The sequence below is a fragment of the Nocardioides sp. YIM 152315 genome (genome assembly GCF_029210375.1).
Taxonomy (GTDB): Bacteria; Actinomycetota; Actinomycetes; order Propionibacteriales; family Nocardioidaceae; genus Nocardioides.
This window is the reverse complement of the sequence record NZ_JARGER010000006.1, coordinates 12244-33552: the sequence shown is the minus strand read 5'-3', so window position 1 is coordinate 33552 and position 21309 is coordinate 12244. Positions and strand designations below refer to the sequence as shown.

General features: G+C 75.0%; 23 protein-coding genes and 3 riboswitches. Of the genes, 7 read left to right on the top strand and 16 right to left on the bottom strand.

Translation table 11 applies throughout. From position 1 onward, the window contains the following. The first annotated feature begins 41 nt into the window (after positions 1-41). Genes cobF through PZ894_RS00425 form a run of 4 tightly spaced genes read left to right on the top strand, consistent with a single transcriptional unit; the run spans position 42 to position 3572 of the window. A complete protein-coding gene (gene cobF / locus PZ894_RS00440) occupies positions 42-794 on the top strand; it encodes a precorrin-6A synthase (deacetylating) (protein ID WP_275741347.1) in 753 nt (250 codons plus the stop codon). Further along, positions 794-1327 carry a 2'-5' RNA ligase family protein gene (locus tag PZ894_RS00435; protein WP_275741345.1) on the top strand — a complete coding sequence of 178 codons (534 nt, stop codon included), beginning with the start codon at positions 794-796 and terminating at the stop codon, positions 1325-1327. Before cobF ends, PZ894_RS00435 begins: the two co-directional genes overlap by 1 nt. Next, on the top strand, positions 1324-2820 hold the full coding sequence (locus PZ894_RS00430; RefSeq protein ID WP_275741343.1) for a cobyric acid synthase: 1497 nt from the start codon (positions 1324-1326) through the stop codon (positions 2818-2820). Before PZ894_RS00435 ends, PZ894_RS00430 begins: the two co-directional genes overlap by 4 nt. Next, positions 2817-3572, top strand: a complete 756-nt coding sequence (locus tag PZ894_RS00425) for a cobalt-precorrin-6A reductase (RefSeq protein WP_275741341.1) — start codon at positions 2817-2819, stop codon at positions 3570-3572. The genes PZ894_RS00430 and PZ894_RS00425 overlap by 4 nt, the downstream gene beginning before the upstream one ends. On the opposite strand, the gene PZ894_RS00420 is transcribed toward PZ894_RS00425, so the two are convergent. After that, a complete protein-coding gene (locus tag PZ894_RS00420; RefSeq protein WP_275741339.1) occupies positions 3484-4374 on the bottom strand; it encodes a cobalamin biosynthesis protein in 891 nt (296 codons plus the stop codon). The genes PZ894_RS00425 and PZ894_RS00420 overlap by 89 nt on opposite strands. Before the next feature lie 2 nt (positions 4375-4376). Between PZ894_RS00420 and cobU the strand changes: the two genes are divergently transcribed. After that, positions 4377-4895 (top strand): bifunctional adenosylcobinamide kinase/adenosylcobinamide-phosphate guanylyltransferase, encoded by a 519-nt coding sequence (gene cobU / locus PZ894_RS00415; RefSeq protein WP_275741337.1) that lies wholly within the window; start codon positions 4377-4379, stop codon positions 4893-4895. A gap of 5 nt (positions 4896-4900) precedes the next feature. Here cobU and PZ894_RS00410 read toward each other — a convergent pair whose 3' ends face one another. The 9 genes from PZ894_RS00410 to PZ894_RS00370 all read right to left on the bottom strand — a co-directional run bounded on the left by PZ894_RS00410 (position 4901) and on the right by PZ894_RS00370 (position 13469). Next, positions 4901-5599, bottom strand: coding sequence for an adenosylcobinamide-GDP ribazoletransferase (locus PZ894_RS00410; RefSeq protein ID WP_275741335.1), 699 nt, complete (start codon positions 5597-5599; stop codon positions 4901-4903). Continuing rightward, a complete protein-coding gene (cobT, locus tag PZ894_RS00405) occupies positions 5592-6629 on the bottom strand; it encodes a nicotinate-nucleotide--dimethylbenzimidazole phosphoribosyltransferase (RefSeq protein WP_275741333.1) in 1038 nt (345 codons plus the stop codon). Before cobT ends, PZ894_RS00410 begins: the two co-directional genes overlap by 8 nt. Further along, positions 6626-7393 (bottom strand): CbtA family protein, encoded by a 768-nt coding sequence (locus tag PZ894_RS00400; protein ID WP_275741331.1) that lies wholly within the window; start codon positions 7391-7393, stop codon positions 6626-6628. Before PZ894_RS00400 ends, cobT begins: the two co-directional genes overlap by 4 nt. Positions 7394-7408: 15 nt before the next feature. Beyond that, on the bottom strand, positions 7409-7627 hold the full coding sequence (locus PZ894_RS00395; protein ID WP_275741329.1) for a CbtB-domain containing protein: 219 nt from the start codon (positions 7625-7627) through the stop codon (positions 7409-7411). A 57-nt stretch (positions 7628-7684) separates the two neighbouring features. Beyond that, positions 7685-7760, bottom strand: a riboswitch (cobalamin riboswitch). A gap of 14 nt (positions 7761-7774) precedes the next feature. After that, positions 7775-8806, bottom strand: a complete 1032-nt coding sequence (gene cobC / locus PZ894_RS00390; protein WP_275741328.1) for an Rv2231c family pyridoxal phosphate-dependent protein CobC — start codon at positions 8804-8806, stop codon at positions 7775-7777. Beyond that, a complete protein-coding gene (locus PZ894_RS00385; protein ID WP_275741326.1) occupies positions 8799-10136 on the bottom strand; it encodes a cobyrinate a,c-diamide synthase in 1338 nt (445 codons plus the stop codon). Before PZ894_RS00385 ends, cobC begins: the two co-directional genes overlap by 8 nt. A gap of 11 nt (positions 10137-10147) precedes the next feature. Further along, complete coding sequence (gene cobO, locus PZ894_RS00380; RefSeq protein ID WP_275741324.1) at positions 10148-10765, bottom strand: cob(I)yrinic acid a,c-diamide adenosyltransferase; 618 nt, start codon at positions 10763-10765, stop codon at positions 10148-10150. Beyond that, a complete protein-coding gene (locus PZ894_RS00375) occupies positions 10765-12732 on the bottom strand; it encodes a VWA domain-containing protein (RefSeq protein WP_275741323.1) in 1968 nt (655 codons plus the stop codon). The genes cobO and PZ894_RS00375 overlap by 1 nt, the downstream gene beginning before the upstream one ends. Positions 12733-12765: 33 nt before the next feature. Further along, positions 12766-12915, bottom strand: a riboswitch (cobalamin riboswitch). Beyond that, positions 12909-13469, bottom strand: coding sequence for an AAA family ATPase (locus PZ894_RS00370; protein WP_275741321.1), 561 nt, complete (start codon positions 13467-13469; stop codon positions 12909-12911). (Overlaps the previous riboswitch by 7 nt.) Positions 13470-13671: 202 nt before the next feature. Here PZ894_RS00370 and cbiE point away from each other — a divergent pair, with 202 nt between their 5' ends. Together cbiE and PZ894_RS00360 are read left to right on the top strand one after the other, a co-directional pair. Further along, positions 13672-14883 carry a precorrin-6y C5,15-methyltransferase (decarboxylating) subunit CbiE gene (cbiE, locus tag PZ894_RS00365; protein WP_275741319.1) on the top strand — a complete coding sequence of 404 codons (1212 nt, stop codon included), beginning with the start codon at positions 13672-13674 and terminating at the stop codon, positions 14881-14883. Continuing rightward, positions 14880-15620 carry an SAM-dependent methyltransferase gene (locus PZ894_RS00360; RefSeq protein ID WP_275741317.1) on the top strand — a complete coding sequence of 247 codons (741 nt, stop codon included), beginning with the start codon at positions 14880-14882 and terminating at the stop codon, positions 15618-15620. Before cbiE ends, PZ894_RS00360 begins: the two co-directional genes overlap by 4 nt. On the opposite strand, the gene PZ894_RS00355 is transcribed toward PZ894_RS00360, so the two are convergent. From PZ894_RS00355 to PZ894_RS00330, 6 genes are all read right to left on the bottom strand, one after another. Next, the gene (locus tag PZ894_RS00355) at positions 15597-17117 is read right to left on the bottom strand and encodes a precorrin-2 C(20)-methyltransferase (protein WP_275741314.1); all 1521 of its coding nucleotides are present in this window, start codon (positions 17115-17117) and stop codon (positions 15597-15599) included. The genes PZ894_RS00360 and PZ894_RS00355 overlap by 24 nt on opposite strands. Then, positions 17114-17770 carry a precorrin-8X methylmutase gene (locus tag PZ894_RS00350; protein ID WP_275741312.1) on the bottom strand — a complete coding sequence of 219 codons (657 nt, stop codon included), beginning with the start codon at positions 17768-17770 and terminating at the stop codon, positions 17114-17116. The genes PZ894_RS00355 and PZ894_RS00350 overlap by 4 nt, the downstream gene beginning before the upstream one ends. Next, complete coding sequence (locus tag PZ894_RS00345; RefSeq protein ID WP_275741310.1) at positions 17767-18573, bottom strand: nitrite reductase; 807 nt, start codon at positions 18571-18573, stop codon at positions 17767-17769. Before PZ894_RS00345 ends, PZ894_RS00350 begins: the two co-directional genes overlap by 4 nt. Before the next feature lie 56 nt (positions 18574-18629). After that, positions 18630-18816: riboswitch (cobalamin riboswitch) on the bottom strand. Beyond that, a complete protein-coding gene (locus tag PZ894_RS00340; protein WP_275741308.1) occupies positions 18812-19519 on the bottom strand; it encodes a class I SAM-dependent methyltransferase in 708 nt (235 codons plus the stop codon). (Overlaps the previous riboswitch by 5 nt.) After that, positions 19516-20304 (bottom strand): ABC transporter ATP-binding protein, encoded by a 789-nt coding sequence (locus PZ894_RS00335; protein WP_275741306.1) that lies wholly within the window; start codon positions 20302-20304, stop codon positions 19516-19518. Before PZ894_RS00335 ends, PZ894_RS00340 begins: the two co-directional genes overlap by 4 nt. Continuing rightward, positions 20301-21296 (bottom strand): ABC transporter substrate-binding protein, encoded by a 996-nt coding sequence (locus PZ894_RS00330; RefSeq protein WP_275741304.1) that lies wholly within the window; start codon positions 21294-21296, stop codon positions 20301-20303. Before PZ894_RS00330 ends, PZ894_RS00335 begins: the two co-directional genes overlap by 4 nt. Between the last annotated feature and the right edge of the window lie 13 nt (positions 21297-21309).

Below are 21309 nucleotides of genomic sequence, written 5' to 3'. Positions count from 1 at the left end.
CGCTAGCGCCTGTCTCGAAACCACCGGCCAAGCGTGTCCTCGTGATCGGCGTCGGCCCCGGTGACCCGGACCAGGTGACGATCGAGGCCGTGCGCGCGCTGCGCGCCGTGGACTACTTCGTCGTCACCGACAAGTCCGGGCGCGGGGGCATGCCCGACCCGCTGGTCAACGCGCGGGAGCGGCTGCTGGACCGGCACCTCGAACGCCCGCCGGTGATCGTCCGGGTCGACGACCCCGAGCGCGAGCGTCGCCCCGACCGCACGGCCACGCAGGAGGAGTACGACGCGGCCGTGGCGCAGTGGCACGAGGCGCGCCAGGAGGCGTTCGCCGAGGCCCTGGTCTCGCGCGAGGGCGACGCGGGCTTCCTGGTGTGGGGCGATCCGGCGTTCTACGACTCGACGATCCGCATCCTGCAGTCGCTGCAGGAGCGCGGCCGTCTCGACCTCACGCTCGACGTCGTCCCCGGCATCTCGAGCATCCAGCTGCTGGCCGCGCGGCACCGGATCGTCCTCCACGAGGTCGGTCAGCCCCTCCACGTCACGAGCGGTCGCCGCCTCCTGGAGGCGATCGAACAGGGACAGGACAACGTCGTCGTCATGCTCAACCGGGTGATCGAGCTGCCCGGTCTCGACGACTGGACGATCTGGTGGGGCGGCAACCTCGGCACTCCGTCGGAGGAGCTGGCCGTGGGCCGCGTCGGCGACGTGCTGCCCGAGATCGAGGCCGCGCGCGAGCGGCTCCGGGAGGCCGCCGGATGGGTGATGGACATCTTCCTGCTGAGGCGGACCGGCTGATGGCACACCCGCCCGCCCACACGGTGCTGGTCGTGCCCGTGCCGGAGCTGGAGGGGTTCGTGCGGGAGCGGACCGAGCACTACGACGCGTCGCTCCTCTCCGCGGACCCGGCGTTCGTGCACGCGCACATCACGGTGCTCGGCCCCTTCCTCACCGACCCGTCCCCGACCGACCTCGCGGAGGTCGCGGGGATCGTCGCGGACCTGGCCGCGTTCGACTTCCGGCTGGAGCGGCTGGACGAGTTCGCCGACGGGATCATCCACCTGCTGGCCGACCCCGACGACGGGTTCCGCGAGCTGACCCGCCGACTGGTCGCGTCCTTCCCGCAGTGCCCGCCGTACGCCGGCGCCTTCGCCGAGCCGGTCCCGCACCTCACGCTCGACCAGCGGGCGTCCGGCATCTCGCTGGAGTCGGTGCGCGCGGCACTGGGCGACGTCGTGCCCGCCGCCTGCCGTGCCGACCGGGTCGCGCTGCACCGCTACGCCAACCACGACTGCCGCGTGCTGGCCGACTGGAAGCTGGGCGTCGGATGACCGGGCTCCTGGTCGCCGGCACGACCTCCGACGCGGGCAAGAGCATCGTCACGTCGGGACTGTGCCGGGCGTTCGCGCGGCGGGGCGTGAAGGTCGCGCCGTTCAAGGCGCAGAACATGTCCAACAACTCGATGGTGGTCGTCGGGCCGGGTGGCGCCACCGGAGAGATCGGCCGCGCCCAATGGGTGCAGGCGCTCGCAGCCGGGGTCGCGCCGGAGGTCGCGATGAACCCGGTGCTGCTCAAGCCGGGCAGCGACCGCCGCAGTCACGTCCTCGTGATGGGGCAGCCTGCGGGCGAGGTGTCCGCGAGCGACTTCATCGACGGCCGGGCACATCTGGCCCGCGCGGCGTACGACGCCTTCGACGACCTCGCGTCGCGGTTCGAGGTGGTCGTCGCAGAGGGTGCCGGCAGCCCGACCGAGATCAACCTGCGGTCCGGCGACTACGTCAATCTCGGTCTCGCGCAGCACGGCGGGCTCGCGGCGCTGCTGGTCGGCGACATCGACCGCGGCGGCGTCTTCGCGTCGCTCTTCGGCAGCGTCGCGCTGCTGGCCCCGGAGGACCAGCGGCTGGTGGCGGGCTTCGTGGTCAACCGGTTCCGCGGCGACGCGTCGCTGCTCGTCCCCGGCCTCGCGGAGCTCGAGTCGCTCACCGGCCGGCGGGTGTACGGCGTGCTGCCGTTCAGCGGCGACGTCTGGCTCGACAGCGAGGACACCCTCGACGTCGGTGACCGGCGGGTGCTCGACGGGCCGGCGCCGTTGCGCGTCGTCGTGGTGCGGTCGCCGCGGATCAGCAACTTCACCGACATCGACGCGCTGGGGCTCGAGCCGGGCGTCGACGTGGTCTACGCCTCCGACGGCCGATCGGTCGGCGACGCCGACCTCGTCGTGCTCCCGGGCTCGCGCGCGACGCTCGCCGACCTCGCGTGGCTGCGCGAGCGCGGCCTCGACCGCGCAGTGCTGGCGCACGCGGCGGCGGGGCGCCCGGTGCTCGGCATCTGCGGCGGCTTCCAGATGCTCGGACGCTCGGTGCTCGACCCCGAGGGTGTGGAGGGGCCGGCGGGCGGCTCGGCCGCGGGGCTGGGGCTGCTGGACGTCACGACCACGTTCGCGGCCGACAAGGTGCTGCGGCTGCCGCGGGGGCAGGCCCTCGGCATGCGGGTCGGCGGCTACGAGATCCACCACGGCCGGGTGACGGCGGGCTCGGGCGAGGAGTTCCTCGGCGGCGTCCGGGACGGCCACGTCTACGGCACGATGTGGCACGGATGCCTCGAGCACGACGACTTCCGGGCGGCGTTCCTCGCGGAGACGGCGCGGCTGACCGCGCACGCGTGGGCGCCGTCTGGGGTGAGCTTCCTGGCCGCGCGGGAGCGCCGTCTCGACCTCCTCGGCGACCTCGTCGACCAGCACCTCGACGTCGACGCCCTGCTCGACCTCGCCACGTCGGGCCCGCCCGGCGGGCTCGCGGTGCTGCCACCGGGGGACCGGCGGTGAGGGTGCTGGTGCTGGGAGGTACGGCGGAGGCGCGGTCCCTCGCGGCCACGCTGGTCGACCTCGGGGTCGACGTCACGACCTCGCTCGCGGGCCGGGTCGGCGAGCCGCGACTGCCCGTCGGGGGCGTCCGGATCGGCGGGTTCGGCGGGGTGGCCGGGCTGGCGGCGTACGCCCGGGACTTCGACGCGGTCGTCGACGCCACCCACCCCTTCGCCGCCCGGATCTCGGCGCACGCGGCCGAGGCGTGCGTCGACGTGCCCCTGCTGCGGCTGCAGCGGCCGGGCTGGACCGGAGACTGGTGCTGGGTCGGCGACCACGACGCGGCGGCCGCAGCGGCGGCGGCGCTCGGGACGCGGCCGTTCCTGACGATCGGCCGCCAGGCACTGGATCGCTTCGTCGGTCCGCTGGCCGACCGGGAGGCGCTCGTCCGGGTCGTCGACGAGCCCGAGACGACGCTGCCGTCGTCGTGGGAGGTGCTGCGCGACCGCGGCCCCTACGCCCTCGAGGACGAGGTGGCACTGATGCAGGGGCACGCCACCGACGTGCTCGTGACGAAGGACTCCGGCGGCGTGCACACCTGGCCGAAGGTGCAGGCGGCCGCGGGCCTCGGCATCCCCGTCGTGGTGGTGCGGCGGCCGCCCGCGCCGGCCGGTGTGCCGACGGTCAGCGACGTCGACGACGCACTGCGATGGGTGCGGTCACGACCAGGGCGCCGATCCCGATCCGGCGCGCCAGGCGCCGCGCGCGGATGACGTCGTGACGATCCGGGGCACGTCCGTCGCCGAGCGCGCACCGGTCGTCGACCCGCCCGGCGTAGACGTTGAGGCCGCCGAGGCGGACGCCGAGGGCGCCCGCGAACGCCGCCTCGACCGGCCCGGCGTTCGGGCTCGGGTGACCGGCGCCGTCGCGGCGCCACGTCGACCACGCGCCGCGGTGGTCGTCGCCGAGCACCACCGCGAGCGCCGCGGTGAGGCGCGAACCGGGCAGGTTGAGCAGGTCGTCGAGGCGGGCCGCCGCCCAGCCGAACCGCTCGTAGCGCGGGCTGCGGTGGCCGATCATCGCGTCGAGGGTGTTGGCCGCACGGTGGCCGAGCAGGCCCGGCACGCCCGCGACCGCGCCCCACACGAGCGGCGCGACCACGGCGTCGGAGGTGTTCTCGGCGAGCGACTCCACGACCGCGCGGGCCACCGCGGCCTCGTCGAGCCGCGCGGTGTCACGGCCGACGAGGTGCGTCAGCCGCCGTCGGGCCGCGGGCAGGTCTCCCGCGTCGAGGTGCGCCTGCACCGCGGCGGCCTCGCGGTCGAGGCTGCGGCCACCGAGCACCGTCCACGTCGCGAGGGCCGTGGCGACCACCCCGGTGCGGCGTACGCCGAGCAGGCTTGCGGCACCGACGAGGATGGCCACGTGCACCACGCCCTCGAGCCGCCGGTCGGCGTACGTCAATCGCTCGAGCGCGGCGGCCGTCCGGCCGAAGCCCGCGACCGGGTGCCACCGGGACGGATCGCCCAGCACGCTGTCGGCGGCGTACCCCGCCACGAGTCCGAGGGAGCTCATCGATGAAGGTCCTGGTCACGGGCGGAGTGCGGTCCGGCAAGTCGCGGCACGCCGAGGAGCTGCTCGCCGCGGAGCCCGCCGTGCGGTACGTCGCGCCCGGGCCGGTGCGCGACGACGCCGACTGGCAGGCGCGGATCGCCGCCCATCGGGCCCGGCGCCCGGTCCACTGGTCGACGCTCGAGACCGGCGACCTGGCGGCGGCGCTGGCGACCGACGACGCGGTGCTGGTGGACTGCCTCGGCACCTGGCTCGCCCGGCTGGTCGACGACGCGGGCCTGTGGGACTCGTCGATGCCGGAGCTGGCGGCCCACGTCGACGAGCGGGCCGATCGCGCGCTGGGGGCACTGTCGGCGGCCGGTGGCACGGTGGTCCTCGTCAGCAACGAGATCGGGATGGGGGTGGTGCCGGAGCACCGTTCGGGCCGGGTCTTCCGCGACCTGCTCGGGTCGGTCAACCAGCGGTTCGGGGCTGCGTGCGACGAGGTGCACCTGGTGGTGGCCGGGCGGGTGCTCGTCCTGTAGCCGGCTCACCACCACGCCCAGGTGAGCAGCGTGGTCGCGAGCGCGAGCTCGATCGCGGCGCCGAACACGTCGCCGGTGACGCCGCCGAGCCGCGACGTGGCGCGGCGCACCAGCGCGAGCACGACGACACCGCCGGTGACCGAGAGCAGCAGGCCGCCGAGCACTGCGACGGACACGGGGATCGTGCGGGTGTAGGTGACCCCGAGGCCGTCGGGGCGCGCCGCCGGCACCCGGGTGCAGCAGACGATCCACAGCGCGCAGCGCGACAGGCAGACGAGTCCGCCGGCGAGCAGGGCGCGTCCGAGCGTGTCGGCGTACGCCGTCAGGGCCGCCGCCTGCACGCCCGCGACGACGACGGTCGCCGTCACGCCGGCGGGGCCGCTGGTGCCCGTCCTCATCACGGCGAGCGACCGTTCACGGTCGTAGGACGCGGTGAGCCCGTCGGCGACGTCGGAGAGACCGTCCCAGTGCAGCGCCCGCGAGCCGGCGGCGAGCGCGCCGACCGCGACGAAGGAGACCGCCAGCGGGGGGAGGGAGGCGAGGCCGCCGAGCCAGACGATCGCGGCGACGGCGGCGCCCAGTGGCAGGGCGGCGACGGGTGCGAGCACCATGGCGGCGCGCGCCGTGTCGCGGTCGACCCGCGCCGGGGGAGCCACCGGCAGGGCCGTCAGCGTGCCGGTGGCCAGACGCCAGGCGTCACGCATCTGCGCCGGGTGGGAACAGCTCGGAGAGCAGCGCGACGTCCCGGAGCAGGGCGACCGCGCTGCGCAGCACGGGCACGGCGGCCACGGCGCCGCTGCCCTCGCCGAGGCGCAGCCCGAGGTTGAGGACCGGCTCGAGGCCCAGCTTGGCCAGGGCCAACGACTGGGCGGGCTCGGTCGACCGGTGGCCGGCGGCGAACCATGCGGCCGCCCCGGGCTCGATCCGGTCGGCGGTGAGGCCGCACGCCACCGACATCAGTCCGTCGAGCAGCACCGGCACGCCCCGACGGGCCGCCTCCAGGAGGTAGCCCGTGCTGGCCGCGAGATCGGCGCTGCCGAGGGCGACCAGGCACTGGACGGGGTCGTCGGCGCGGGCGCCGGTGCGGTCGAGCGCCTGGTGCACGACCCGCTCCTTGCGGGCGAGCGCCTCGCCCGTGACTCCCGTGCCGCGACCGGTGACCTCCCGGGCGGGCAGTCCGAGCGCGGCGGCGACGAGGGCGGCGGCCGGCGTGGTGTTGCCGATGCCCATGTCGCCGCTCAGGAGCAGCTGCGCGCCGGCCGCGATCTCCTCGCGGGCGACCGCCGCGCCCGCCGCCAGCGCCTGTCGTGTCTCCGCCACGGTGAGGGCGTCCTCGAGGTGGATGGCGCCGGAGGAGCGCCTGACCTTGTGGCGGCGTACGTCGTCGGACACCCCGTCGAGGTCGTCGTCCACGCCGAGGTCGAGCACGCGCACGCGGACTCCGTGCGCCGCCGCGAGCGCCGAGACGCCCGCCCTGCCCGCGGCGAAGGTGCGCACCATCGCCGCGGTGATCTCGGGCGGGTACGCGGAGACCCCGTGCCGCGCGACACCGTGGTCGCCGGCGAAGATCACCAGCCGGACGTCGTCCAGCGCGCGCGGCGGCACCGCGCCCTGGGTCGCCGAGACCCAGACGGCCAGGTCGCCGAGTTGCCCCAGCGCCCCCGCGGGCGTCGCCAGGGCCGCCAACCGGTCGGCCGCCGCGGCGGCGACCGACGGCGACGGTGCGGGGATCACAGGGTGGCCGCCAGCGCACGGCGCTGCACGACGTCTGCCTCCCGGCGATGGAGCCGGCCGACGAGACCGGTCAGGCCGACCCCGATCACGGCCCACAGCGTGGCGAGGGTGATCAGCGACGCGCGTCGGAAGTACCAGAGCACGTCGGCGGGGAAGTCGCCGACCTCGTTGACGGTCGGCATCAACTGGCCGGCGACGACGACCGCGACGACGTAGACCCCGACCCCGGCGAGGACCGCGGCGTACGTGCCGATGTCGTCGATCAGGCGGATGGCGAGCAGCGACGAGAACGCCGCGAACGCCACGGAGATCAACACGAACCCGAAGAAGTAGCTCGTGCGGTCGCCGATCGTGTCGCCGGAGCCGACGGCCGGCGGCGTCGCGGGGTACTTCAGGAACGGCACCAGCGCCACCGAGACGAATCCGATCAGGCTCACCAGCGCCGTCGACCGGCCCGGGCTCATCCGGCCGATGCGGCCGACGACGGAGGCGGCGACCAGGGCGACGATGCCACCGACGGCGACGCCGACGGCCACGGAGCCGGTCAGCAGGCCCCAGGTGCGCTGGTCGGGACGGGACACCTCGGTGCCCTCGTCGTGGGAGTGCCCGGCGTCGGCCGCCCGGTCGCCGGCGCTCGACGCCTCCTCGAGAGCGATCGCTGTCTCGACATGCGGTTCACCGACCTCGTGGGCGACCAGGAAGGTCGCGAAGCCGGCCAGGAGGCCGACCAGCAGCCCGCGGACGAGGAATGCTCGTGCAGTCATGATGCGCGGGCCCCCTCAGTGGCAGGGGTAGCCGAGCAGGTGCCGGCTGTCGTGGACCCACTCGTGGATCGCGTTGCCGGACGGGATCGACACCGCGCCCTGGTCGGCGCTGATGAAGAAGAGGACGAGCAGGCCGAGCAGGCCGAAGAAGAGCGCCCAGGGGGCGATCTCCCGGGCGGGGATCGAGGGAACCTCGACGATGGGCGAAGTGGGTGCGGCAGACGACTGCGACATGTGTCCTCCTCAGGGATTCGTGCGTCCCTGCTCGATGGGGATTGGACGGACACTCGGGTCTGGCTCCACCCCCACCGATCGCTCGGAGGCGGTGTCACAGTAGCGCGACTGCGCCGGATTCCCACCGGCTTCCTCGTGCCCGCGCGGTCAGCCTAGGGCATCGGCCCGCAGCGCGGACAGCGCGTCCAGGAGTGACCTCGTCCGGGTCGGCGACCGCACCGCGATCCGCACCCACGAGGGGCCCAGCCCGGGGAAGGTGTCGGCGCGTCGTACGGCGATGCCCGCGTCGCGCAGTGCGCCGTGGACACCGGGCCCGACCTCGGCGAGGACGAAGCTGGCGCGTGAGGCGACGTGCCGGATGCCCATGGTTGACAGGGATTCCCCGAGCTCGGTCCGCCAGGCGGCGATCTCGACGGCACGGCGTTCGGACTCGACGCGTGCCTCGTCGCTGGTGCACGCCAGCATCGCCGCCGCTGCGGTGGCCGACACCGACCAGGGCACCTGGCCGTCGCGGAGGCGGCGCACGACGTCGCGCTCACCGAGCGCGTAGCCGGCGCGCACGCCTGGGATTCCCCAGTGCTTCGTGAGGCTACGGACCACCAGCAGGCCCGGGACGGGCACGCCGGCGAGCGACTCGGGTTCGCAGGGCACCGCGTCCATGAACGCCTCGTCCACGACCACGAGACGGTCAGGTCGCAGCAGCGCCTCGATCGTCGAGCGGGGGTGCAGCACGCCCGTCGGGTTCGTGGGGTTGCCGACGACGACGAGGTCGGCGTCGCCGGGCACCGCCGCGGGATCGAGCGCGAACGGCGGCGGCAGCACGACCTCGGTCACGACCTGGCCGGCCCGGCACAGGGCGGCATGGGGCTCGGTGAACTGCGGGTGCACGACCACAGGGCACCGCCAGGGGCGGAGGCGCGCGACGAGCGAGAACGCCTCCGCGGCTCCCGCGGTCGCCAGGACCTCGTCGGCCGGGCGACCGTGGCGCGCGCCGATGGCGTGCTCCGCCGCCGTGGCCGACGGGTAGTGGGCGGCGGCGTCCAGGCTGCCGTGGAGCGCCCGCTCGAGCCACGGCGGGCGGGCACCCTCGTAGACGTTGACGGCGAAGTCCAGGAGGCCGTCGACGGCCTCGACGTCGCCGTGGTGGCGCAGGGCCTGATCCGGGGGCAGGTCATCCACGCGCGCGCACCGCCTCGGCGAAGCGTCGGGCCAGCTGCGGATGGCCGGCCCAGTGGGTGTGCAGGTACGACGCGTGCAGCGTCTCGGAGGCGAAGCCGACCGCGTCGCCGTCCACCGTCCACGCGGCGTGGCCGTTGCTCGCCGGGACGACCTGCGTGCGGTGGAACTCGTGTCCCGTGACCGTCTCGCCCGCGCGGGTCAGGAGGTTGTCGGTGGTCGCCGTCATCGTGGGATAGCGCAACGTCAGTCGCTCGGTCATCGCGGCCTCGGCCGCGATCGCGCCGACCATGGGGGAGGAGTCGAGTGCGGTGCAGAGGTAGAGCAGCCCGGCGCACTCGGCCACGGTCGGGACGCCGCCCGCGAGCGCCGCCGCCAGCTCCCGCCGGAGCATCACGTTGTCGGTGAGCCCGTGGGCGTGCACCTCGGGGAACCCGCCCCCGAGGTAGATGCCCGCGGTGCCGTCGGGCAGGCGCGGGTCGACCATCGGGTCGAAGCCCACCACCGCGCACCCGGCCGCCCGGAGCAGCTCCTCCGTCTCGGCGTACCGGAACGTGAACGCACGCCCGCCCGCCATCGCGACCACCGGTCGCTCGGTGGTCGAGCTCGTCGAGCTCCCCGCAGCCCGCATGGCGGCCCGGGGATCCCACGGCTCGGCGTCGAGGTCGGGCGCGGTGGCGGCGAGCGCGAGGACGGCGTCGACGTCCACCTGCTCGACGATGCGGTCCGCCAGCTTGTCGAGCGCGTGCGCGGCCTCGTCCCGCTCGGCGGCCGGCACCAGACCGAGATGTCGCGAGGGGACCGTCAGGGCCGGGTCGCGCCCGAGGATGCCGAGCACGGGGAGGTCGATCGCGTCCGCGACCTCGCGCGCGTGGCGGGGCGATCCTGCCTGGTTGAGGATCACGCCCGCGACGCGCACGCGGGGGTCCCAGCACGCCAGGCCGTGCACGACGGCGCCGATCGTGCGGGACGCGCGGGAGATGTCGACGACCAGCACGACCGGCGACGCGGTCAGCTGCGCGACGTGCGCCGTGGAGGAGAAGCCGCGGTCACGGATCCGGCCGTCGAAGAGTCCCATCACGCCCTCGACGACGGCGGCGTCCGCACCGCGGGCGCCGTGCAGCAGCAGTGGCACGACGAGCGCCTCGCCGACCAGGTGCGGGTCGAGGTTGCGGCCGGGGCGTCCGCACGCGAGGGCGTGGTAGCCGGGGTCGATGTAGTCGGGGCCGACCTTGTGCCCCGAGACCACGTGCCCGGCGCGGGTGAGGGCCGCCATCAGCCCGGTGGCGACGGTGGTCTTGCCGTGTCCGGTGGCCGGCGCGGCGACGACCACGCGGGGAAGGCTCACCATTCGATGCCCCGCTGGCCCTTCTGACCGGCGTCCATGGGGTGCTTGACCTTCGCCATCTCGGTCACGAGGTCGGCCGCGTCGACCAGGCGCGGGTCGGCGCGCCGGCCGGTCACCACGACGTGCTGTCGTCCGGGCCGCTGGGCGAGGGTCTCGACCACCTCGTCGACGTCGACCCAGCCCCACTGCATCGGGTAGGTGAACTCGTCGAGCACGTAGAGGTCGTGTGCCTCGGCAGCGAGCCGGCGCCTGATCTCGGCCCAGCCTTCGGCGGCGTCGGCCGCGTGGTCCTCGGCGGTCCCGCCACGGCGCGACCACGACCAGCCCGAGCCCATCTTGTGCCACTCGACGGGCCCGCCCTCGCCGGTCTGTGCGTGGAGCTCGCCCAGCCGCTCCAGGACGGTCTGCTCGCCGATGCGCCACCTTGCGGACTTCACGAACTGGAAGACCCCGATGCGCCATCCCTGGTTCCAGCCACGGAGCGCGAGGCCGAAGGCGGCGGTCGACTTCCCCTTGCCGTCGCCGGTGTGGACCGCGAGCAGCGGCCGGTTCCGGCGCTGGCGGGTGGTCAGGCCGTCGTCGGGGACGGCGACCGGCCGCCCCTGCGGCGCCATCAGGCGGCCCGTCCGACGCGCACCACGTCGGTGAGCGCCTCGGCGCTGACCTCGGCGACCGGCAGGTGCTCGGCGCGGAGGTGCTCGGCCAGCACGGCGGCGAGCCCGAGACGGAGCGGCCCGGTCTCGCAGTCGACGACGACGGCGCTCGTGCCGGTGCCGGCGACCAGCTCGGCCGCGCGGCGCGAGTGGGCCACCGCGTCGGGCCCGGCGGTCGCCCGTCCGTCGGTCACGACCACCAGCAGCGGCCGGCGTCGCGGGTCGCGGATCCGCTCGCGGTCGAGGACTCGCGCGGCCTCCAGTAGTCCCGCCGCGAGCGGCGTCCGCCCGCCGGCAGGAAGGGCGTCGAGGCGGGTGGCGGCGACGTCGACGGAGTGCGTGGGCGGCAGCGCGAGATCCGCGGCGTCGCCGCGGAAGGTCACCAGCCCGACCTTGTCGCGCCGCCGGTAGGCGTCGAGCAGCAGTGACAGGATCGCGGTCTTGACCTGCTCCATCCGCTTGCGCGCCGCCATCGAGCCCGAGGCGTCCACGCAGAAGAGCACGAGGTTGGACTCGCGCCCCTCCCGGGCTGCCCGGCGCAGGTCGCCGGGCAGCAGTCGGAGCGCCCCGCCCGTGCGGCCGCGAGCGACCTGGTGGGGGGCGGCCGCACGGACCGTCGCCGGGAGGTGCAGGGAGCCCCGACCCTCGGTCGAGGTCCCGAGCCGGCGGCCGTTGTCGGTGAGCGCGCGGCTGCGCCGCCCCGCCTCGCCGACGCCGGTGCCGCGGGCGGTGAGCAGGCGGGCGCGGTACGGCGTGCCGCTGCCGACCGTGGCGGTCGAGGACGGTGCGCTCTCGGTGGGCTCGGTGGTTGAGGAAGGCACGCCCTCGGTGGTTGAGGAAGGCGCGCTAGCGCCTGTCTCGAAACCACCGCCACCGGGCCCGCCCGGATCCGGGTCCGGCTCGGGGTCCGGCTCGTCGCCGAGCACCTCGTCGAGCAGGTCCTCGTCGAGTCCGGGGGCGTCGAACGGATTCCGGCGCCGCCGGTGCGGGAGGGCCAGGCGCGCGGCGGCGCGGATGTCCTCGGTGGTGACCTCGTCGCGGCCGTGCCACGCCGCGTGGGCGACCGCGGTGCGGGCGGTGACGATGTCGGCGCGCATCCCGTCGACCTCGAACGCCGCGCACAGCTCGGCGACCCGCAGCAGGGAGGCGTCCGACAGCGCGACCTCGGCGACCCGCTCCCGGGCGGCGGCGATGCGCTCGGTGAGGGAGCGCTCGGCGTCGGCGTACGACGCCGCGAAGCCGTCCGGGTCGGCGTCGTGGGCCATCCGGCGGCGTACGACCTCCACCCGCGTCACCGGGTCGCGCGGCGCCGCGACCTCGACGGTGAGCCCGAACCGGTCGAGGAGCTGGGGGCGGAGCTCGCCCTCCTCGGGGTTCATGGTGCCCACGAGGACGAAGCGGGCCGCGTGGGAGACCGAGACGCCGTCGCGCTCGACGCTCGACCGGCCCATGGCGGCGGCGTCGAGGAGCAGGTCGACCAGGTGGTCGTGGAGCAGGTTCACCTCGTCGACGTAGAGGATCCCGCGATGGGCGCGGGCGAGCAGGCCGGGCTCGTACTCCGTGCGGCCCTCCGCGAGCGCGCGCTCGAGGTGCAGCGACCCGAGCACGCGGTCCTCGGTGGCGCCGACGGGGAGCTCGACGAGCCGCACCGGGCGGGACTCCACCGGTGCGTCGGCGGCGAACGGGCCGTCGGGGGAGAGCGGCTCCGGGTCGCGCGGGTCGCTGGAGAACCGGTCGCCGGCCACGACGTCGATCGGCGGCAGGACGGCGGCGAGGGCGCGGACGATGGTCGACTTCGCGGTGCCCTTCTCCCCGCGGACGAGCACTCCGCCGATGTCGGGGGAGATCGTGGTCAGGATCAGCGCGAGCGCCATGCCGCCCGGCTCATCCGAGCCGACGACGGCGCTGAAGGGGTAGTGCTGTGGCATGGGAGGCTCCCGCTCGCTCGCCAACGGACATCGGACTGATGCGTGGCGCGAGGCCGGTCTTCGGACTTCCCGGGTCTGTGTCTCCACAGCCACGGGTCACCGCAGCGGGCCTGTGCCGGACTCTCACCGGCTTCCCAGATTCTCCCCACCCGAGAGCGGGGCACCTCGTGCCGCGGTCAGGCTAGCGGCTCGAGCACCTCGCGGACCCAGCGGTCCACCTCGCGGCGGGTGCGCAGCCGGACGATCGGCAGCTCCGGCCTGGCGGCGGCGACGGCGGGGATGCGCTCGTCGTAGAGGTTCCGGGTGGCGATCGCCCAGCGCACGATGTGCTCGCGGTCGGTGAAGAAGGTGCGCAGCGGCGCCTCCCGGTTGTCGTTCCACAGCTCCTCGCGACGGATCCGCCGCCGCACCGTACGACGTACAACGCGGCTCAGCGTCACCGGGAACGGCAGGTCGACCCACACCATCAGGTCCGCCCGGTCGGCGATCACCGGGCGGGCGTAGTCGTACTGCCACTCGCACACCCAGGCCTCGGACGCCACGACCGCGTCGACGTCGGACTCGAACTCCGGTCGTTTGGTCCATCCCGCTCCGTGGTGCAGCGAGTCCAGCTCGGTGTACGGCAGGCCGAGCAGCGCGCCGACGCGACGGGCGAGCGTGCTCTTCCCGCTGCCGGAGACGCCGGCCACCGCCACCCGCCGCGGGTGGTGCGGCAGCGGGTCCGTGGCGGTGAGCACCCGCGGAATCCTACGACCGCAGTGCTAGTGGTCATCCCCGTTGATTCACCAAGGGTCTGCGCACCCAGCGCACGCACCTCGCTGCGTTGGCGACGCTCGGTAGACAACCCGGTATGCCGTCGCGCCGCCGCCTTGCGATGCACGCACGCTGAGCACGGATACCCCCGACGTATCAACGGGCACGACCACTAGGGTCGGGCGGGTGCCCGAAGCCGAGGAGTCCCGCATCGCCGTCGTCGGCGTCGGCGCGGACGGCTGGGCCGGGCTGACCCACGACGCGCGCGCCCGGGTGCTGGACGCGGAGGTGCTGCTGGGCGGCGACCGCCACCTCGGTCTCGTGCCGGACGTGCCCGGCCAGGTGCGCCGCCCCTGGCCGCGCCCCCTGGCGGACGGGCTCGGCCCGCTGCTCGCCGAGCACGACGGGCGCCGCATCGCGGTGCTGGCGTCCGGCGATCCGTTCGTCTCGGGCATCGGCTCGACGCTGGCCGGCCTGCTCGGCGCCGGGCGCCTCGACGTGCTGCCGGCGGTCTCGTCGGTGGCGCTGGCGCGGGCGCGGATGGGCTGGCCCGCCGAGTCCAGCGCCGTCGTCACCGTCGTCGGCCGCGACCTCCACGCGGTGCTCCGCGAGCTCGCCCCCGACTGGCGGGTGCTCGTGCTCTCGGCGGACGCCGACACCCCCGCGGCGCTCGCGGCGCTGCTGCGCGAGCACGGATACGGCGGGTCGGCGATGACCGTGCTGGGCGACCTCGGCGCCGCCACCGAGTCGCGCGCCGAAGGCACGGCGGACGCGTGGACCGGCCCCTCGCCGGCACTCAACGTGGTCGCCCTCGAGCTGCGCGGACCGGTCGTCGGGTCGTGGGCGCCCGGGCTGCCCGACGAGGCGTTCGAGCACGACGGGCAGCTCACCAAGCGCGACCTCCGCGCGAGCGCGCTGGCGCGCCTCGCGCCGCAGCCGGGCCAGCTCCTGTGGGATGTCGGGGCGGGTGCCGGATCGGTCGGCATCGAGTGGCTGCGGGCGCACCCCACCTGCGCGGCAGTCGCGGTCGAGGCGGACCCCGACCGGCTGGCCCGGGCCTGCCGCAACGCCGCACGGCTCGGCGTACCCAGGCTCGAGGCGGTCGGCGGGCGGGCACCGGAGGCGCTGGCCGACCTGCCGGCGCCCCACGCCGTGTTCGTGGGCGGCGGAGCCACGGCGCCCGGCCTGCTCGACCTCTGCCGGGAGCGGCTGCTGTCCGGAGGTCGACTCGTCGTCCACGGGGTGACGCTCGAGACCGAGTCACTCCTCGCCGCGGCGTACGCCGAGCACGGCGGCGAGCTGACGCGCGTGGCCGTCGAGCACGCGGCGCCCATCGGATCGTTCTCCGGCTGGACCCCGACCCGGACCGTCACCCAGTGGAGCTGGAGGAAGCCATGACCGTGCACTTCGTCGGGGCCGGCCCCGGCGCGGCCGACCTGATCACCCTGCGCGCGGCCACGATGCTGGCCGCGGCCGACGTGGTGCTCTACCCGGGCACGTACCTCGACGAGGCGGTGCTCGGGCACTGCCGTGACGGTGCCCGGCTGGTCGACACCCAGGACCTCGACCTCGACGGCATCCTGGCCGGGCTGGTCACTTCCCACGAGGCCGGCCTCGACGTCGTCCGGCTCACCTCCGGCGACCCGTCGATCTACTCCGCCGTCGTGGAGCAGACCCGCCGCCTCGACGTCGCCGGGGTGCCGTGGGACGTCACGCCCGGGGTGCCTGCCTACGCGGCAGCGGCCGCCCTCGTCGGCCGGGAGCTCACGGTGCCGCTCGTGTCGCAGTCGGTGGTGCTGACCCGTACCCAGGCACGGTCGAGCGCGATGCCGGAGGCCGAGTCGCTGGCGGCGTTCGCGGCCACCCGCGCCACCCTGGTGCTGCACCTGGCCATCACCCGCACGCGGGAGCTGATGGGCGAGCTGGTGGGGGAGTACGGCGCGGACTGCCCGGTCGTCGTCGTGCACCGCGCGTCCCAGCCGGGGGAGCTCGTGCTCACCGGCACCGTCGGCGACATCGCCGACCGGGTCGAGGCCGCGGGGCTGCGCCGGGCCGCGGTGATCCTGGTCGGCCGGGCGCTGGCCCGCGACGGAGGCGAGTCGTGGCTGTACTCAGGAGTCCGCGACCGATCGTGACGTCCACACCGCGCCGTTCGGCGAGACGCGGGTGCGCGAGCACCCCACGACCAGCAGGCACTTCATGTCGACCGACCCGGGATCGAGCCCGGCCAGCGTCGTGACGGTCAGGGACTCCTCGGCCCTGCCCACGTCGCGGCCGACGACGACCACGGTGTCGTCGGGTCGGTGCGAGAGCAGGACCTTCCGCATCTGCGCCACCTGGTGGGTGCGGCTCCGGGACGCCGGGTTGTAGACGGCGAGCACCAGGTCGGCCCGGGCGATCGCCTCGAGGCGCTGCTCGATGACGGCCCACGGCTTGAGGCGGTCCGAGAGGCTCATGACCGCGAAGTCGCCGCCGATCGGCGCGCCCGCCCGCGCCGCCACCGCCTGCACCGCGCTGACCCCCGGGAGCACCCGCACGGGCACCTCGGCGTACGCCGGGTCCTCGGCCGCCTCGAACACGGCGGCCGCCATCCCGAACACGCCGGCGTCGCCCCCGGAGACCACCGCGACCCGCTCGCCGGCCCGCGCCAGGTCGAGCGCCAGCCGCGCCCGTTCGAGCTCGACGGTGTTGCCCGAGGCGTGCCGGGTGAGGCCCGGGCGCTGCGGCACCCGGGCGACGTACGGCGCGTAGCCGACCACGTGGTCGACCCCCGCCAGCGCGGCCGCCGCCTCGGGCGTGGTCCACCGGTCCGGCCCCGGCCCCAAGCCCACCACCAGCAGCTCGGCGGCCCGATCGGTCGTCGTCCGGTGACCCACGGCGGCGCTCGCCGACCGCCGCCCCACGCCGTGCCGTGAGTCGCCTGCGACCACGATCAACGAAAAGTACGGCACGGACCCGGGGGCGACGTCGGCCGCGGGCAGCCAGCGCTCGCTCGGCGTCGAGGCGCGCTCGACGTACAGCGCGTCGTCGAGCCTTCCTGCCGCCGCGAGCGCGCGGCGGACCGCCGGGAAGGTCCGCCCGAGCTTCATGATGATCGCGCCGTCGGTGTCGGCGAGCCGCCGGGCGAGCTCCGCCTCGGGCAGGGTGCCGGGCAGCACCGTGAGCACGTCGGTCTGGCGCACGAGCGGGGAGGAGACCGCGGCGGCCGCGGCGGCGAACGCGGGGACGCCCGGCACGATCTCCGTCTCGTACGTCGCGGCGAGCCGATCGTGCATGTACATGAACGACCCGTAGAAGAGCGGGTCGCCCTCCGCCAGCAGCACGACGTCGCGGCCCGCGTCGAGATGGGCCGCGAGGCGGGACGCCGCGGACTCGTAGAACTTCGCCATCGCGCCCGCGTAGCCGCCCGGGTGCGACGTCGACCCGGTGGTGACGGGGTAGCGCAGCTCCTCCTCGACGACGCCGGCGCGGATGAGCGGGTCGGCGATCCGGCGTGCGTTGGACTGCCGACCGACACCGGCGTGGAAGGCGACCACGTCGGCGGACCCGATCAGTCGGGCGGCCTTGAGCGTGATCAGCTCCGGGTCGCCCGGCCCGACGCCGACGCCCCGGAAGCGTCCCGGGGCCGTCACTCCTCCTCCTGGGCCAGCGCGTTGACGGCGGACGACGCCATCGCCGATCCGCCCCGCCGACCGTGGACGGTGACGAAGGGGATGTCGATCCCGTGGTCGGCCCCGAAGGACGCCAGCGCCTGCTTCGACTCGGCGGCGCCGATGAACCCGACCGGGCAGCCCACGATCGCCGCGGGGCGCGGCGCGCCGTCGACGAGCATCTCGAGCAGGTGGAAGAGCGCGGTCGGGGCGTTGCCGATCGCGACGACCGCCCCGGCGAGCAGCGGCTCCCACAGCGACACCGCGGCGGCGGTGCGCGTCGTGCCCCACGCCGACGCCAGCGCAGCCACGCGGGGATCGGTCAGGAAGCAGCACACCTCGTTGCCGGCCGGGAGCCGCCCGGCGGTGATGCCCGTCGCGACCATCCGCGCGTCGGCGAGGACCGGGGCTCCGAGCATCAGCGCCGACCGCGCGGCGGCGACGACGCCCGGGTGGATGACGAGGTCGTCGACGAGGTCGGTCTGGCCGGAGCCGTGGATCATCCGGACGGCCAGCTTCTCGGCGTCGGCGGGTACGCCGTCGAGCCGCGCCTCCCGCCGGATCGTCGCGAACGAGTCGACGTAGATGGCCGAGCCGTCGGCGACGTACGCGTAGCGGCGTGTCGGGGCCCTCATGCCGGCACCAGGACGCCGCGCCACGGCGTGACCACCAGGTCACCCGCACCGAGCGACAGGTCCGGCGCGATCACGCCGTCGACCGCGGGCACGTGCTCGCCGCCCGGCACCGCGCCGTACGGCAGTGGCGGTGCCGGCGCCGGCACGCGCGGATCGGCCGATGCCGCGGGAGCCAGCGACCCCGGCAGCTCGGACACGTGCCACTCCGAGGTCCGCGCGGCCAGGAAGGCCGTCGCGAGCCCGACCAGCCTCGCCGGTGCGTCCGCGAGGGCGACGACCTCGGCCCACGCGTCGCCGATCCGTAGCTGGGCCGACGACGGGTCGAGCGCGACCAGGCCGAGGTCGGCGGTCCGGTCGAGCAGGTCGCCGCGGCCGTCGTCGAGCACGAACAGGAAGCGACCCGGCAGCGCCGCCAGCGCCGGGTCGGCGCAGAGCAGCCGGTCCAGCTCCGCGACGACCGGTCGCAGGTCGGCGCGGCCGCCGGCGAGCCCGGTCTGCGGCGAGGCCATCAGGTTGCGGGTGAGCTCGTGCGTGCGCGAGGGGAGCAGACCCGTGGACTCGAAGGCCGCGACGATCTCGTCGGTGACCGGCGGGAGACCGCGCACCTGGAGGTTCGCCCGGCGGGTGAGGCGCACGCGGCCGTCGCCGTACGTCGTGGCGACCTCGTGCAGCGCGCGCAGGCTCGACGCCGTCAGGCGGCCGCCCGGCAGCCGGAGCCGGACGAGGTCGCCGTCGTCGGCCCGCCAGGGCCGGAGCGCGCCCGGGCATCGGTCCGGTCGGGTGCGGGTGGTGACTCTGATCACGAGGACGGTCCTCCGCGGTCAGGGGCTCGTGCGCGGAGCCCGCGGGGTACCTCGCGGCGATTGCCGTGAGGGCCAGCAGGTCTTCGGACTCGGGATCACCCGGTGCGGAGCGCCTTCCCAGACCTCGAGAGATCCAGTGGCAGCAGTGCCCCGCCCGTCACCCTCACCGCTGCGCGTCAGTCCCGGAGTTGCACCGGGTTCCCTGACCACCGAGGTGGCACGACTGGCGAGAAGGACGCTACCAAGCCCGGTCGCCGGGTCGACGACCGCGCCGCCCGGTGACAAGGAACTGGAGCTGGACGTCGTGTCCCGGCGCGACGCCGTGGGACCGGTCGAGCTCGAAGACCTCCTCGAGCGGCGTCACCGTCACGTCGAGGAGCCCCGCCCGGCGGAGCACGTCGGCGGTGGCGTCGATGCTCTGCGCGTCGGCCAGGGGGAGCGCGGCGTCGGGCCGGTCGCCGTAGAGGCTGCCGAGGCCGTCGGTGAACCACGTGCTGTCGACCATCGCCACGACGCCACTGGGCCGGAGCAGCCGGACCCAGTTGGCGACCGCGGCGGCGGGGTCGCGCAGCGTCCACATCACGTAGCGGCCGACCACGGCGTCGTACGACGCCTGCGGGAAGTCGGGCGCGACCGCGTCGCCGGCCAGGATGCGGGGCGGGCCGGTCATCGTCGCCGCGTGCGCGCGGGCGATCTCGAGCATGCCGTCGGCGAGGTCGATGCCGGTGACGCGGTGGCCGAGGGCGGCGAGCAGGCAGGCGACGTGGCCGCTGCCGGTGCCGACGTCGAGCACGTCGGCGGGGGCTGCGGGGAGCGCCCCGGACCACACCCTGCCCCATGCCTCGACGTCGAGGTCGCGCCGCTCGGGGCGCTGCTGGTAGGCGTCGTACGACGGCGCGCGGTCGGTCCAGTAGTCGTTGATCGTGTCCTGCAGGCCATGGTTCATGTCGTGGCCTCCTGTCTGGCGAGCGGATGGAAGAGGAGGTGCAGGTGGCCGCGGGTCTCGAGCCGCTCGATGCCGATGCCGTAGACGGATTCGAGGACCTCCGGCACGAGGACGTCGTCGACGGTGCCGGCGGCCGCGATGCCGCCGTCCCCGAGCAACACGAGGTCGTCGCAGTAGCGGGCGGCCAGGTTGAGGTCGTGCAGCACCACGACGGTCGTCGTGTGCAGGTCGTGCGCGAGGTCGGCCACCAGGCCGAGCACCTCGTGCTGGTAGCGGATGTCGAGGTGGTTGGTCGGCTCGTCGAGCAGCAGGTGGGTCGACCGCTGGGTCAGCGCGCGGGCGATCAGCACCCGCTGGCGCTCGCCTCCCGAGAGGCCGGCGAACGATCGCGCGGCCAGGTGGGTGGCGCCGACCCGGTCCAGCGCCCGGGCGGCGATGGCGTGGTCCTCGGGCCGCGTCCGCTGGAACGTCGAGAGATGCGGGCCCCGCCCCAGCAGCACCATCTCCGCCACGGTCATCGAGCTCTCCCCGCCGGTCTCCTGGACGACGACCGCGAGCCGGCGCGCCGCCTCCCGCGGCGGGAGCGCCGCCAGTCGCTCACCGTCGACGGTGACCGAACCCGTCGGGCTGCTCAGCGCGCCGTACAGCAGGCGGAGCAGGGTGGTCTTGCCGCTGCCGTTGGGTCCGATCAGCCCGAGCACACGACCGTGCGGTGCCGCGAGCGTCACCGCACGCAGCACCTGGGCCCGGCCGTAGGACCACGAGAGCTGCGCGGCCTCGATCACGTGCCGGAGCCGAAGCGCTCGACGATCCGCTCGAGCCCGTCGACGGAGAGTGGGGTCGGCGGCTCGGTGAAGTTGAAGAGCTGGGCCATGACGTCGCCGTGGCGCACGGCGGTCAGCTCCTCGGCGCCGGGCAGCGTCGTGATCGCGTCCTCGACCTCGGCCGGGTCGCCCTCGCTGTAGAGCAGGACGAGCACGTCGGGGTCCCGGCCGAGCAGCTCCTCGAGCGTGACCTCGAAGACGCGCTCGTCGACGTCGTCGAAGACGTTCTCGAACCCGGCCGCCTCGAGCTGCGGCTGCGCCATGCTCTGGGTGCCGTAGGCGTACGTCGTGCCGCCGCCCACGGTCGGGTAGAGCACGGCGGCGGTGCGGCCGGACGGCTCACCCACCTCGGCCTCGACCTCGGCGAGGTCGTCCTGCAGGTCGGCGATCGCCGCGTCGGCCTCGGCCTCGCGGCCGAAGACCTTGCCGTAGACCTCGAGCTGCGCGTACACGTCGTCGAAGCCGGGCTCGTCGACACCCTGCTCGCACAGCGCGGGCTCCTCGATCAGGGGGATGTCGACGGCGTCGAGGGTCGCGCGAGAGAGATTGTCGACCTCGCCGAGCACGAGGTCGGGCTCCTCGCCGATCACGACCTCCTTGGAGATCTGGAGGTGGCCGCTGCTGTCGAGCTCGTCGGTCAGCAGCGGGATCTCGTCGAGCTCGGCGAGGGTCTCGTCGTCGTAGTACTCCGCGGGGTACTGGCCCGCCCGGGCGGTCACCCGGTCCATCACCCCGAGCTCGTGCAGGAACGGCACCGACGAGCTCTTCAGCAGCACCACGCTCTCCGGCGCCCGATCGAAGGTGACCTCGGCACCGCAGTTCTCGACGGTCACCGGATAGCTGCCGGTGGCGGCCGAGGTCGGCTCGCGGTCGTCGGTGTCGGCGCCGCAGGCGGTCAGGCCGGCGGCGAGCAGCAGGGTGGCGGCCACGAGGCGGGGCGAGACGAGGGACACGGGTCTCCTTCTG